Source organism: Paenibacillus sp. FSL K6-2862 (genome assembly GCF_038005125.1).
GTDB classification, from domain to species: Bacteria; Bacillota; Bacilli; order Paenibacillales; family Paenibacillaceae; genus Paenibacillus; species Paenibacillus illinoisensis_A.
Genome location: NZ_JBBOSN010000001.1, coordinates 210697 through 225189, shown reverse-complemented (window position 1 = coordinate 225189; position 14493 = coordinate 210697). Strand labels below are relative to the sequence as shown.

13 protein-coding genes are annotated in these 14493 nt (G+C 47.6%); 4 read left to right on the top strand and 9 right to left on the bottom strand.

Going from position 1 to position 14493, the window contains the following annotated elements; genetic code table 11:
* Positions 1 to 67: 67 nt before the first annotated feature.
* From MHB82_RS01075 to MHB82_RS01050, 6 genes are all read right to left on the bottom strand, one after another.
* On the bottom strand, positions 68 to 295 hold the full coding sequence (locus MHB82_RS01075) for a DUF896 domain-containing protein (RefSeq protein ID WP_095293145.1): 228 nt from the start codon (positions 293 to 295) through the stop codon (positions 68 to 70).
* Positions 296 to 492: 197 nt separating this feature from the next.
* Positions 493 to 1515: an SPFH domain-containing protein gene (locus tag MHB82_RS01070; protein ID WP_095362009.1), complete on the bottom strand. Its 1023-nt coding sequence runs from the start codon at positions 1513 to 1515 to the stop codon at positions 493 to 495.
* Between the two features lie 47 nt (positions 1516 to 1562).
* Positions 1563 to 2324: a TPM domain-containing protein gene (locus MHB82_RS01065; RefSeq protein WP_445671248.1), complete on the bottom strand. Its 762-nt coding sequence runs from the start codon at positions 2322 to 2324 to the stop codon at positions 1563 to 1565.
* 38 nt (positions 2325 to 2362) lie between these two features.
* Entirely contained in the window at positions 2363 to 3394 is a 1032-nt protein-coding gene (locus tag MHB82_RS01060) for a TFIIB-type zinc ribbon-containing protein (RefSeq protein WP_127540562.1), read from the bottom strand.
* Between the two features lie 40 nt (positions 3395 to 3434).
* Positions 3435 to 4139: a PspA/IM30 family protein gene (locus tag MHB82_RS01055; protein ID WP_095362011.1), complete on the bottom strand. Its 705-nt coding sequence runs from the start codon at positions 4137 to 4139 to the stop codon at positions 3435 to 3437.
* A 171-nt stretch (positions 4140 to 4310) separates the two neighbouring features.
* A complete protein-coding gene (locus MHB82_RS01050; RefSeq protein WP_095362070.1) occupies positions 4311 to 4523 on the bottom strand; it encodes a hypothetical protein in 213 nt (70 codons plus the stop codon).
* 275 nt (positions 4524 to 4798) lie between these two features.
* On the opposite strand from MHB82_RS01050, the gene MHB82_RS01045 reads away from it, so the two are divergent.
* The 4 genes from MHB82_RS01045 to pdxA all read left to right on the top strand — a co-directional run bounded on the left by MHB82_RS01045 (position 4799) and on the right by pdxA (position 9951).
* Positions 4799 to 6442, top strand: coding sequence for a sigma-54-dependent Fis family transcriptional regulator (locus MHB82_RS01045; RefSeq protein ID WP_255248104.1), 1644 nt, complete (start codon positions 4799 to 4801; stop codon positions 6440 to 6442).
* Positions 6443 to 6609: 167 nt separating this feature from the next.
* The gene (locus MHB82_RS01040; RefSeq protein WP_095362013.1) at positions 6610 to 7596 is read left to right on the top strand and encodes a 2-keto-3-deoxygluconate permease; all 987 of its coding nucleotides are present in this window, start codon (positions 6610 to 6612) and stop codon (positions 7594 to 7596) included.
* A gap of 61 nt (positions 7597 to 7657) precedes the next feature.
* Positions 7658 to 8953 (top strand): four-carbon acid sugar kinase family protein, encoded by a 1296-nt coding sequence (locus tag MHB82_RS01035; RefSeq protein WP_341173595.1) that lies wholly within the window; start codon positions 7658 to 7660, stop codon positions 8951 to 8953.
* A complete protein-coding gene (gene pdxA, locus MHB82_RS01030) occupies positions 8950 to 9951 on the top strand; it encodes a 4-hydroxythreonine-4-phosphate dehydrogenase PdxA (RefSeq protein WP_341173594.1) in 1002 nt (333 codons plus the stop codon). Before MHB82_RS01035 ends, pdxA begins: the two co-directional genes overlap by 4 nt.
* Positions 9952 to 10053: 102 nt before the next feature.
* On the opposite strand, the gene MHB82_RS01025 is transcribed toward pdxA, so the two are convergent.
* The 3 genes from MHB82_RS01025 to MHB82_RS01015 are packed head-to-tail and all read right to left on the bottom strand — an operon-like array spanning position 10054 to position 14493.
* A complete protein-coding gene (locus tag MHB82_RS01025) occupies positions 10054 to 11199 on the bottom strand; it encodes a glycoside hydrolase family 88 protein (protein ID WP_127540576.1) in 1146 nt (381 codons plus the stop codon).
* Between the two features lie 31 nt (positions 11200 to 11230).
* Positions 11231 to 13564, bottom strand: coding sequence for a helix-turn-helix domain-containing protein (locus MHB82_RS01020; RefSeq protein ID WP_176476228.1), 2334 nt, complete (start codon positions 13562 to 13564; stop codon positions 11231 to 11233).
* Positions 13565 to 13608: 44 nt separating this feature from the next.
* Positions 13609 to 14493: a carbohydrate ABC transporter permease gene (locus tag MHB82_RS01015; protein WP_095362018.1), complete on the bottom strand. Its 885-nt coding sequence runs from the start codon at positions 14491 to 14493 to the stop codon at positions 13609 to 13611.

The following is a 14493-nucleotide window of genomic DNA, read 5'->3' as shown; positions in this document are numbered from 1 at the left end:
TGGTTTTAGTTTTTTTATTTATTGTAATTTGTATTATCTTTATTTTAAGATATATGACCGATTGAAATTAGTTGTTGTTTTGGCTTGCTTGCTCCTGTTTCAATTTGTCCGGAGTAACGTCATCGCCGTTCGGATCATAGATGGTGACATTCAGCAGAATATCATTGATCGAACCGCGAAAGATTTGCAGGTATTCCTGGCGCAGACGAATTTGTTCCGCTTTCTCCATCTCTGTCAGTTCTGCCTCTTTAGCTTTTCTGGAAAGTTCATTTATTCTGGTCAATGTTGGAATCATCATCTTGATCTCTCTCCTTGTAATTGGATTCAGATATTATTCTTTGGTGTCGTTTTTCTTTGAATTAAATATCTTAAATTAAAGATAAATCATTTTTGAGGTATTGTCAACACTTTTATCAAAATTAAATAGTAAAGAAAAAAAGGCTCCATACGGAGTTTCCACTCCGATGTGAGCCCTTCTTCAATTCCGCTATGTTAAACCAGCTTTTGACCACAGTTGGGACAGAAATTGGCACCTTCATTTTTGGCACCACAGTTCGGACAGAAGTTCGGCTTCTTGGCCCCCTCGGAAGAAGATCCTTCCTTGGGCGCGGATGGTTGATCCGTATTTTGGCCTGAACTGTTATTGTTATTATTTTGATTCTGGCCTTGATTCTGGTTCATGTTCTTCATCATTTCGTTAGCCATATTCATGCCCATCATCATGCCCGCCATATCCGATGCGGCACCGCCGCCTTTCACCTTGCCGGATGCGATGCCATCCGTCATGCTAACCTGCTGGTATTTCTGCAGATTACCGATCATCTCATGCGAAGCGGTCTTCGTGATCATATCCTGAATCTCTTGTGGGTAATTGAAACTCATCACCTGGAATCCGGTAATGCCGATTCCGATGTCCATCATTTGCATATCCAGGTCTTCTTGTATACCTTTTGCAATCTCCGACGCGTTCGCCTGCAGGTTGAACATATCCTTGCCCTCACGGCTAATCCACTTCATAAGCAGCTGATCCAGTACAGAAGTCATGCGAATTTTGACATCCTCGACCAGATAGCTCTGCTTGATGCCGGCAATTTTATCGATGAGCGTGACGTAGTCACTCACCTTGAAGTTGAACGTACCGTTGGCCCGAATCGGCATTCCGCCGGGGAGCTGGGGTGTCGGAATCAGTACAGGACTTTGCGTTCCCCACCGAACGGTAAATTCCTTTGTATTCACAAACAGCACTTCGACCCGCATGCCGCTGTTGAACCCGAATTTAAACCCTTTTAATGTAGACAGAAACGGAATGATCTCAGAATCGATATTAAATGAGCCCTCATCTTCAAAGATTCCCTCAACCTTGCCGTTGTTCAAAAAGATCGCATCCTGACCCGAACGAATAATCAGCTTACTGCCCTTCTTGATCTCCCGGTTGCTCCACTTCCAGAAAATCATGTCATCTCTGAATTCTTCCCATTCCACTACATTCGAAAATTGATTTTTGAAAAAACCCATACTCGTTCCCATCCCTTCTATGTGGTCCTGCCCCAAATGCTCAGATACTAAAAAGAACCTCTACTTCCACTATGCGAGTGGCCGCCACGGGTGGTACCTCCACCACCGCCTCCACCACCGTTGTTATTGTTTCTTTCAATTTTCTGTTTGGTCACCGTTGTACGGATATACCGATCCTGACGATCAATCACACTGGAGGAACTGGAATCTTCATACGTGGCGCGATTGACGGTAACCCGCCCTCCTGAACGAAAGGCCATGATTCCCACTACAATGCCTCCGATGGCGACAGCCACACCTAGTTGGAACCATCCGTTGAATAAAATATTGTTCGGATTTACCCCTGGTTCGTATCCCATGTACTCGTAAGAGAGCCTTATATATTTCTCGAAAGCTTGCTTGTAGTCTCCGTTGGATAAATCAGAAGTGATCCTGCTGCGGATAGCTTGCAGTCGCCCGTTATCCAGATAATCCTCTGCTTTATAAAATCCAGCCAGGTATACTTCCCGAAAATTCATATCCATCGTCAATATGACAGCATTTCCATGAACTTTATCGAACCCCAGTCCCTGCTCATCATAGAAATCCTCGGTCAGCAGCTCGACATCTTGACTATCTGTATTGTTTGTTGTCAGGATAACAAAATCCGTCTGCCTCTCGGCTCCATACTCATTCGCCAGTGCGTTCAATTCACTTTTCTCCTGCTCACTCAGCAGATTGGCCTCATCATAGATGAGATTTTTACTCTCGGCTGCCGAGGCAGTCTGAACAGTCAAAAAGGAGAATGCCAGACCAAACACCATCATCATTACCAGGGTGCTCACCATTGCAAGCTGTTTGACCTGTTTCAAAGGAACCCACCTCCCATCATCCAGGAGATCAGTTTCAAGGATAATAAGGACACGGCGGAAACGCCAGCGAACCATCCGGCCACTTTGGCTTTGCTAATGGGCGGTTTGCCGACCACTTTTCCCGTTTGGCCATTCATGGCAAAGGTATATTGGGCACGATTGAAGTCATAATAGACCATCCATACGGGAAGCAGCACATAGTCTGCATTTTTAAGTGTCGTATCAATTTGTTTGTCCGTGTAACTTACACTGTTATATCCGGATACGGTTGAAGCGATATATGAATCAATATAAGATCGGGTCTTCTCCTTGGCCCGCGGATATAACTCTTCATCGGTATAGCTGTATTTCTCTGCAATGTATCCCGCAAGATACGGGGTCTTGAACTCTTTCAGCTGGTTATAGGGAAACGGCTCCAGTTTATCCATCAGCTCATCCTTCATTTTCTCCGAAGCATCAATGGGCAGATTCACATAGTTGAGCCGGATTTTCCGGTAAATATCAAAATGCTGTGTTTCCGTATAATGGTAGTCGCCTTGCGTGTAGGTTCTCACCTTGGTTCCGCGGCCGTGAACTTCGATTTTGTTATGTAACTCATATAACCAGAACGGCACATACATCCCCGTAATATTCTGAATCCGGTCTGCGCTCATGAATCCGCTCGGGGTCAGCAGGCCGTTCCGGCACCACTTTTTGAATGCCTGCTTCGCCTGCTCCTTGCTGATGGAAAAGGGAATAACCATGACGGGTGCCAGATCACCCGTCAGCCGATCGCTCAGCACAACAGCTGCCCCGCAGAAGCTGCAAGTGGTTGCACTTGTCTCCGGTTCCGTGACGATATCCGCGCCGCAGCTGTTACAGTGATATTGCTTCACTTCATTTTCCGTGAACACCTGTTTCTTGAGCGGATCAGGGATTTGCTCAATGTTGTCCTGTCTCCCACAGCTCGGGCAGGATAATGAACCTGTCGCGCTGTCAAAAACCATACCACTGCCACAGTTGGGACACTTGTATTCAATAACTGGCATCTGCTCACCTCAATATTAACGAAATATAAACGTATCCATCCTAATTATTCTTCAGCTTCTCCTGAATTGCTGCGAGTTCTTCCTCCGCACTGGGAACTGTATTGTCACTATTACCCGCTTTCGCGTTCATTTCTTTCTCCAGCTGCGCAATAAGTTCATCCAGATCATCTTCCTGCTTCCCTGCCCGGAGCTCAGCAAGTGCCTCTGCTTCATTCAAAGCCAGATTGGCCTTCTCTTCCATCGCCTGAAAAGCCGCATTTGCTTTCCCTACTGAAGCATTCCGTTCATTGGCCTGCTGCTGGGCCTTCGCCTCTGCCATTCTGCCTTTCAGCTCGGTATGTCTGGCTTCCAATTGTCCCAGATCTGCTACCAATTTATCATTCATATGCTTCATCATTTTGGCTTTTGCGGAGGCACGCTCATACGCTGCCTGTAATTCGTTCCATTTCTCCGTCTGCTTCACTTTCTTCTCCAGAAAACTCCGAGCCTTATCTTCATCGCCTGATTCTGCCGACTTCTCTGCATACCGCTGCAATTTCTTCATCTCGGCGCTGCATTCATCCAAAGCCCGCTTCGCCCTGCTCTCCTCCGACAGAACGGCCGCCGTCTCCGCTTTCACCTGTCCCAGATCACTGCTCAGACTCCGCATATATTCATTCACGGTCTTCTCCGGATCTTCCGCCCGAGCCAGCAAGCTGTTCACATTGGCCTTCATCACGTCCCTAAACCTCGATAAGATTCCCATTCCTGTGTTCCTCCTCCGAAAAGTTTACATATACCCTATAATACATGAATTCCAAGAACGAGGTTTCATTTCCCTGGATTGGCCGGCATTTCCCAAATGAAAAACCATCAGCTCCTGCTGATGGTTGCTCTTACGCTGCACTATCCATTTTTAATGGTATGGCTATCCGGATCAGGCGGGAAGACTCTCTACCGTGGTAAAGAATACATCCAGCAGTTCTACACCAAAGTTTGCCTCAACATATGCCGTAATATGCTTCAGATCCTCTTCATGCTGATACTCCAGACATGGACGACCTTCGCTCCAGAGCACTCTGCACGTAAACTCATTAACCACGCATTGAATGATATGATCCGGCTCTACCGCTTCACGAAATGCTGACATCGCATGACGCTCCTTTCTTCCCTTGCCATCGTTGATGCTTATGTATTCATTTTGAAAAAATGGATTCCGATCTTCCGTGATAATTATCACAGGTCGCATTGCTAGCAAACAGCATGGCAATCCTTCTCTACCCTCCTGCACTCTGAAGCTGTCCTACGCCAAAGATGCCAATCTCTCGTAAGTTGGCTATAATAAGGGAACCATTAAATGAGATTTCTATAAAAGGCAGGAACATTATGCGTACACGAGTTCATATCATTGCTCCTTACGAATCCATGACTACCATTATACAAGAGTGCATTCCCCGGTTTCCTCAATTATCAATTCAATGCGATGTGGGAGACTTGGCAAAGGGGGCCGAACTGGCCTCACAAGCCGAACGAAACGGGGCCGAAATTATTATTAGCCGTGGGGGTACTGCACAGTTGATCAAGGAAGCCGTCACCATTCCCGTCATTGATGTGCAGCTCTCGGGATATGACATGATTCGTTCCTTGACTCTGGCCAGCCAGTTTAACGGCAAAACGGCCATCGTTGGCTTTTCCAATATCACATCAGGTGCACAGTCCATTATTGATCTGATGGACCTGCCCCTCAAGGTATACACGATTCGCAGTTCCGAAGATGTCGCCAGGCTGCTGCTGGAGCTGAAAGCATCCGGGTACCGTCAGATTGTCGGGGATGTTATCACCGTAGATACCGCCAGAACCTATGGGCTCGAAGGGTTATTGATCCAGTCTGGCAAGGAAGCCATTATGCGCGCGCTTGAAGATGCCCAGCTGGTGTTTCGCTATCTGAGCAAGAATCAAGCCATCTCCGTCATTTTGAACAACCTGGTCACACAAGAGCACCCCAATCTGCTTATTTTAGATGAACGGAACGATATTGTATTTGAAAACCTGACCGATTTCGAGCAGAACCCACTGACGGAAAATTTTATTCATTTGATAAATACCAATCTGGAGTTTGAGCAATCCCAGGTTCAACATATGTTCATGGTCGACGATTATCAGCTGACGGTAACGGCCCATGAAACAACGCTGAATAATAAGGGTTATAAAGTCTACACGCTTGAAAAAGGACAGCCCTACCAGTTTGCACAATTCGGCATAACCACCTACACGGATATAACCATCGAGCCCATTGTTGCCGAATCACCAGCCATGCAGGTGATGTTGAAGAACATTCGGGCTTTATATGAAAATCACGAACCCATCTATCTGCTCGGACATGCAGATTCAGGCAAATCATTTCTCGTAAAACACATGCATCAGATGTACTCAGGCGGTGGACTTTTGCTGCAAATAAACCTATCGCAGGTACCTGCCGGTCATTTGCATAAAATACCGCTCTCCAAAGTCCGCAACGTGGAGCTGAATCATATCGAACAACGGCTCCATGATGAAGAGGTGACCTCATTTATTCAAACCTGTCTAAGCAGGCAGATTGGTGTATTCATTCTGGGAGAAGAACCCTTGAATCCGTATTGGACGCTTGATATCGAGCTGAGTACCATGATGATGCCAAGTCTTGCGGACAGGCTGGAGGATCTGGCACCACTGATCCAGCAGTTCCTTACCGACTATTATCATAAGTATGGAACCGCTGCGGTGAAGATCAAAGAGGATGCTCTACAGTTAATCCAGGAGCAGGTTCCACAGATGACAGTCAGCCAGCTGAAGCATCTTATCAAACAGGCTGCCCTGAATGAGCAGGATTATGTGATCTCAACAGATACGTTGTCCCGCCTGCTTAATCAGCATTCCGCAACAAACACGATGAGGTTGAACGGTACGCTGAAAGAGATCGAGAAGGAAATTATTCAACACGTTCTGCAGGAAGAAAACAATAATCAATCCAAGGCTGCAGATCGCCTGGGGATTAACCGGGCCACACTTTGGCGCAAACTTAAAGAATAATCTTTAAGTTTGTGCTTTTTTTACTGCTCGATGTGTTGCATTATTAAACACTTGAGTGATTACTTAAAATTTACAGCAAATTATTGTTGCTAAAATAAACAATCTGCGTTAAGATAGTCCCTGCAAGCGCTTCATAAAAACGATTACTTAAATAAGGAGCTACTACTATGAACATTAAAGCGACATTAGATCGTATTCCTGGCGGTATGATGGTTGTCCCGCTGTTACTTGGTGCAACGATTAACACATTCTTCCCCAATGCCTTGCGGATTGGTGGATTTACCGAAGCCCTGTTCGTTAACAGTTCAAGCACGCTGATCGCCCTGTTCCTCTTGATTGCCGGAACACAAATCACGTTCAAGACAGCCGGTTCATCTGTCGGTAAAGGTGTTACACTGCTTGTGTTCAAGTGGGCTGTTGGTGCAATATTAGGTTTGATCGCCATTTTCTTCGCAGATTCCAATGGATTATTCCTTGGTCTGGCACCGCTTGCCATTATTGCTGCGATGACGAATTCCAACGGCGGACTGTACATCGCCCTGGCCGGACAATACGGCAAAGAGGATGACAAGGCAGCTTATCCATTCCTCGCACTGAGCGACGGACCTTTTCTTACCATGGTTGCACTCTCTATTTTCGGTGCGATGGGCTTCGCCAATGGCATGTTCTCCCCGATGGCTTTTGTAGCGGTACTGCTTCCACTGATCGTCGGTGTGGTTATTGGTAATCTGGATCGCAACTTGGCTGAATGGCTGCATAAAGGCAGTGACAAGCTCGTTCCATTCTTCGCCTTTTCACTCGGTATGGGAATCAACTTCTCGTCTATCATTCAAGGTGGACTAAGCGGCATCATGCTGGGTGTAATTACAGTATTGATCACTGGCGGCGTTGGCTACCTGCTCTTCAAAGCCATCGGCTGGAACCCTATTGTCGGAGCTTCGGAAGGTTCCACAGCGGGTAACGCTGTAGGTACACCTGCTGCTATCGTAGCGGCCAATGCTTCCTTTGCCCCTATTGCTGAAATTGCTACCGTACAAATTGCGGCAAGTGTCGTAACCACCGCTATTCTATTGCCGATCTTCATCGGTTTCCTATCCAAAAGGCTGGAGAAATCAGGCGGCGTCGAGAAATACAATCAAAGACCGACCACATAAAGCAACGAACTTATCCTGAGCGGACATGAATTCACTTTTTTCTCAAGGAGGCGAGAACAGCATGAAATTAGCCATTATTGCAGATGATCTGACTGGTGCCAATGACAGCGGGGTTCAGCTTGCCCGTCATGGCTTGAAAACCAGTGTATTATTTAACATGGACGAGAATAATATTCGTCATTACGATGCTGTTGTTTTCGACACGGACAGCCGTTCCATTGCCTCGGATGAAGCTTACCAGCGCGTTCGTAATGCAGCCGAGTTTCTGACGAGAAATGGATTCGATACCATTTTCAAAAAAATGGATTCCACCATGCGTGGTAACATTGGAATTGAGATTGATGCGCTGTATGACGTGATTAAACCGGATTTCATGATGATTGCACCAGGTTATCCGAAGAATAATCGTACGATCCTGAGCGGGGTACATTACCTGAACGGAATTCCACTGGCTGACACCGAGATCGCGAACGATCCCAAAACACCTGTGACTGTTTCGTATCTTCCTGAACTGCTGAAGCTTCAAACGAAGTATGAAGTAGGTGAGATCAGCGTATCGGATCTGGAAGCAGGCAAGGAGCATATCCAGAAGAAGTTAACCCAGTTCAAAGAAAATGGCATTCCATACGTACTTGTTGATTCGACGGAGGAACTGCATCTGGAGCAAATCCTGCAAATGACCAGTACATTGGAATATACCTTTGCATGGGCAGGCTCTGCAGGAATTGCCAACTATCTTCCCGGACATTTCAGTCTGGAGGGTAAATCAACGGAACTGACTATACCGGGAAATTCTGGACCTATTCTAACTGTCGTAGGCAGTGTAAACAAAAACTCACGTGCTCAGTTGAAGAAATTGCTGGGACAGACCAGCGTTTCTTCCGTTGCATTCCACTCCTTCAAAGCCGTATCCGCCGCAGCAGATCGGACAGAGGAAATGGAGCGTGTGTATAAAGAAGTAAAAGCCAAGTCTCTTGCAGGCCATGACGTTGTCTTGTATTCCACGGCAGAGCAGGTTGACATTGAACTGGCACGTGCCACGGGTGAAGCCCGCGGTCTGGATCATACCGAGGTCAGCAACGAAATCGTCCGGGCCATGGGCGAGATTTGTGCCAGATTACTTGAAGAGGGCAATTTCAAGGGTGTATCCATGACCGGTGGGGACACCGCCAAGCAAATTTGCATGAAGTGGAATATTAGCGGCTTCGAGCTGCTGGACGAACTTGAGATTGGTGTTCCAATATCCAAGTTTATTGGAATAGAAGACTTACATGTCATTACCAAAGCAGGAGGCTTCGGCACACCAGAAGTCTTCATCCATGCGATTGAAAAATTAAAAGGAGGGATTCCAGTATGAAACCCACAGTTGGAATTACAATGGGCGATGCAGCAGGTATCGGACCCGAGATTATTATGAAGGCACTAGGCCATCAGGAGGTCTACGACAACTGCAACCCACTCGTTATTGGTGATGCAAAAATATTGAAACGCGTTCTGCCCGTTATTGGATCAAGCTTGAACGTCAATGCCATTCAGGAGCCTTCAGAAGCCAAATATGAATTCGGCACCGTGGATGTCATTGATCTGGATCTAATCCCTGCCGATCTCGAATATGGAAAGGTGTCTCCTATAGCGGGAGATGCAGCCTTTCAATTCCTGGCCAAGTCCATTGACCTAGCCAAAAAACAGCAGATCAACTCGATCTGCACTGCCCCACTGAACAAGGAGGCCTTGCACCAAGGTGGACACCTGTATCCGGGACATACCGAAATTCTGGCCGATCTGACGGATACACAGGATTTCTCCATGATGCTTACGACGCCTAACCTGCGGGTTATTCACCTGACAACACACATGGGCTTGATCGATGCGATTGCCAGCATCAATCCCCAAAGAACCTACACGGTAGTTAAGCTTGCTCACGATACACTCAAAAAAGCAGGCTTCGAGAATCCACGTGTAGCGGTATGCGGTATTAACCCACACGCAGGTGAGAACGGATTGTTCGGTAATGGTGAAGAAGAAGAAAAACTGCAGCCAGGTATCGAGCGTGCGCAGCAGGAAGGCATTAACGTGGTTGGTCCTCTCCCTGCGGATACATTGTTCTTCCGTGCAGGCCGCGGTGACTTCGATATCGTAGTTGCTTGCTACCACGATCAGGGACATGCTCCGATTAAAGTTATGGGCATCGAAGAAGGCGTGAATATCACCGTTGGCTTGAAAGGCGGCATCATCCGCACTTCCGTTGACCACGGTACCGCCTTCGATATCGCTGGTAAAAACATCGCCGATGACAAAAGCATGCTGGCAGCCATTCGCTCGGCAATTGAGCTTGCTCCAAAAACGCAAATGTAACCGAACGTATCCAAAACGAATTCCACTATTAAAGCAAAATAAAGCAGCGACTCTCCCCCGTCGGGAAGAATCGCTGCTTTTTCTTTTGTACACCCTGCTGCATTATTGCCTACCATTCGATCTCCGGTCATACCAATATCCAGGAATGCCTCGTTCCAAACGCATCAATGCTTCGAGATAGAAATAATCGCCCCAGATGACATAGTCATCCGGTGAATCCCCACCTCTTACGGAGTAGGAACCATGCTTGAGTAAGCCTTCTTCGGTTTCGGACCCGTGAGTGGAGTAATTCTGTACCAGGGACGCCATTGAATTCTGCACCGCGTCCAGGAAGAACTGACGCTCCGGATCTGTTGGATCCAATCTCTCGGCGATCTCCAGAATCCCGCACGCAGCAATAGCGGATGCAGAGCTGTCGCGCTTTGTTTCGGAGGTCTGTGGTGCATCGAAATCCCAATAGGCTACATGATCCTCAGGCACATGAGTAATAAAGTAACGGGCTAGACGCCTCGCTGTCTCGAACATCTCTGCATTTTGCAGATATCGGCTGCATAACGCAAAGCCATATATCCCCCATGCCTGACCGCGGGTCCATGTTGAGCCATCATTATAACCCTGATGGGTCCCTCCACGAATGGCTTCGCCAGTAGCCTGATCAAAATAAAAGGTATGATAGCTGGAATCGTCTCCACGAACCAGAAAACGCCGGCTTTTCTCCGCGTGGAGTTTGGCGACTCGCCGATATTCTTCGTTATGGGTCTGTTCATACGCCCATAACAATAATGGAAGATTAAGCAGGCAATCGATAATAATACGACCTCCGTTATTCACATCACCCTTGCGTCCCCAAGCCTGGATCAGCCCTGACTCTTCACGCCAGCGCTTCATCAACATATCTGCAGCCTCCAGCGTGAGGTCACGTGCAGCAGGGTCACGTTCCACGATCCATTGGGCCTTGGAGGACAACGAGTAGAGAAAACCTATGTCATGATGGTCAAAAATGCTCTTCCGTTCCATGCGCCCCCGAAAGTTATCAACGGTCTTAACAGCTGCCTCGCGATACAGCGGGTCCTGCGTGTATTCCGAGCATAACCAAAGGATGCCTGACCAGAAACCAGCCGTCCACTCCGTATTATCATTCAGCACATAATGCTCATCCCCGTTACTTACATGGGGAAATCGCCCCCCAAATCGGTCAATGTTGCTTCTCGTGACTTGGAGTGCATCATCAATGGCATTTTTCCACATGGAACAAGTCCTCCTCTATGCATCTATTTTTTCATCCTTCATGTTGGACAAGTCTGCTATTTTGCTTATATTGACCAGGCGTAATGCCCTCATACTTTTTAAAGACACGAATGAATGAATTGCTGTTGAGAAACCCTACGCGCTCGGATACGTCCTGAATGGTCCCTTCCTCTGCCTGCAGAATTTTCTTGGATTGTTCGATGCGATATTGGTTGATGTAATCGATCACGTTGATTCCGGTCTGCTCCTTAAAGTACTTGGAGACATAGGTTGGATGGAAGCGAAAGCGTTCCGACAAATGGGTCAAACCCAGATTAACGTCTGCATAGTTCTCTACAATGAATTCGATCAGCTGGTCTTTCAGCTCTTCGTTGCGGGAGCGCTTGCGTTCATTCACCATCTGACAGACGGTCTCCAGAATTCGCAGCAGCTCGGCTTCAATCTCCTCAAATGTCTCGCATGCAAGCAATTGCCGAATCAGATCATTACGATGCGTCATCTCGTTCTGGTCATCTGACTTGATCTGTTCCGTGGCTTTCAGAATGGTACCGATTAACTCAAACATCAGGCAGCGTGCCAGTTCAACAGACAAGGGCTCTCCTGTAAAATTGGTCATGAGAATTTCGTTCATCACTTCGGTTGAACGGGCATAATTGCCTGTCGCGATATAATTAATGAGCTGTCTCTCCAGATCGAGAGGATAATATAATTCCTCCTTCGGCCTGCGAATCCGGTTTTGGTCAATGATTTGTCCGATCCCCAATATCAGCCGATATTCCAGTGCCTCTTCCGATTCCTGAAAGCTGTCTCCAATCGCTGCAATGCCGTGATGAACATCGCTTACCCCCACCGAAAAGTACACACAAAACCGTGATCCGATAAAACGCTGGGCTTCCTCAATGGCGCTGATCAGCCGGTTTCCGGTATTCTCCTCATCTGCCCGAATGTTGATGAGAAATGCAATCCTTCCATCAATATCTGCCGAGAACACTTGGCCAATGGGGCCTATCATTTCCTCAAGCACATTGGTCAGAATGAGCTGCACAAATTGTTCTTTCTCCTCCTGGTCCTGCTCGCGTACTTTTGTCCGGAACAACCCATCCACATTCTCAATGTGAAGGAGCAGTACGGCAAACGATGGAGTCTCGAAGTGAATACCAAGCCGTTCCAGCGTTGAGGCAAATTCTTCACCTGCCTGAACCCTGCCCTTCATCAGCTTGGCAAGCACATTGCTCCTTACAACGTTTTGCTGGTCCTTGAGCCTGCTCGCGAATTGATCCTGCTCTTCCCATGCACGGACCAACACCGATTGCAGAATGCCATATTCATCGTCCGGCTGCTCCAGTTTCCATTTGACCTTATCGGAGATAATGTTCATGATCCGTCCCAGCGGACGATAGTTCCTCCTGGTGAACCACCAGGCCGCTACCCCGCCCAGCAGAAGTCCAGCTGCCACGCCTCCCATCGTGATATTGCGAATGACCGTTAGTTTCTTGGCATAGATCCGGGTAGGTATAATCGATACATAATTCCAATCCTGGACCTTGGAAGAGATCTGGGACATGGTGACGGATTCACCGTTCCACTCGATCGTCTCGGTTCTGACTCCCGAATCTTGCCCGTAATTCAGATCTCCATTTATTTTGTAAGGGGTTTCAGAACCTCCTGTAGAAAACAACGTGTTCCCCTCATCGTCCAGGATGAATACCGTGCTCTCTTTTTCCAAACGGACATTATCAATCGCCTGTTGAAACCGATTCGGGTCAAGATTCACCACAAAGGTTGCAGGACTGTCCGCAGCACTCTGGATGGGGAACGGCTGCAGGTAAACAAGCGTGTCTTCAATGCGCCGATCTTCACTCCGAACCGCCATTTTCCTGAACCTGCTGGTGCCGGTATCGTGCATAAGTCCGGTCCACGCCTCCTCGGATACATCCGTGCCTTTGTAGAACATGTCATACAGATAGGTCTTCTGAATAAGAGAAGAAGAGGACAAGGCAACATCGGCGTCTTTAATATAAATATATAGTTCGCTAATTAGGCCGTTTCCGACGCGTGTAGACTTCAGATTTTTGATTAGCTCAAGTCCCATTAATCGCCACCGGCCATCCTGTTCAGACGCATGATTAATGAAGCTCGTTAACTGAGAGTCGGCCATGAGTTGATTGCTGATGCTGCCAATATCCCCAATCTGGTTATCGATCGTCTCCTGCACCTGGGAGAGCAGCACCATGTTGGAGCGATTCACTTCTTCCTCAAGCAAGATGCGGGACTCGGCAAATACAGCAGCACCGATCACAATCGGGATGAGCAGAATGACCATGTAAGAAATGCTCCAGGACAACAGGATGCTTTTCTTCTTCATGAGTCTCCTCCTCACTTGGTGGTTTGGCATGGCCTACGACTGATTTATTCCTTGATTGCTCCGATCATAACACCTTTGACAAAGTATTTCTGCAGAAAAGGATAGATAAACAAAATCGGAAGCGTGGCAACCATGACCGTTGCATATTTTACACTTTCCCCGATCGCCTCTTTGTCCACGGCTGATGCCCCAGTCGTCATGGAGTCCGTGCTGTTCTGGATGAGGATTTCGCGCAGGACCAGCTGAAGCGGAAACAGATTTCGATCCCGGATGTACAGGATGGCACCGAACCAAGAATTCCAATGGCTAACTCCATAAAAGAGAATCATCACTGCAATCACAGGCATGGATAACGGCACTACGATCCGCCAGAGGATTAACATCTCTCCCGCCCCGTCCATACGTGCCGATTCCAGCAGGCTTTCCGAGATTTCCTGAAACGAAGTCCGCATAATAATGAGATTATAACTGCTGATCAGCCCAGGTATAATCAGTGCCCACAGGCTGTTCCCCATATGAAGCGTGTTGTTGATCAATAGATACGATGGAATGATTCCCCCGTTAAAAAACATCGTAAACACGATCGCCAGCATGATCGGGTTGCGAAGCATGAAGCTTTTGCGAGACAAGGTATACGCTCCCAGAATGGTGAATAACAGATTCAGTGCCGTACCCACCACGACGATGAATATGGTGTTTCGGTACCCGGACAGAATGTTCGGGTTGCTGAGAACCAGCTTGTAGCTCTCCAGTGTCAGTCCTTTCGGAAAGAGCAGCAGACCTCTGTGGGCCATTAGCTGACCGGAATCACTGAACGATGCGTTCAGCACATGCAGCAGCGGATACAAGGTAACAATAATCAGGCCCGTCATCAGGATGGCGTTGGCACCACCAAACAGCCGCTCCCCGAGTGATCGTTTTATTCTCAT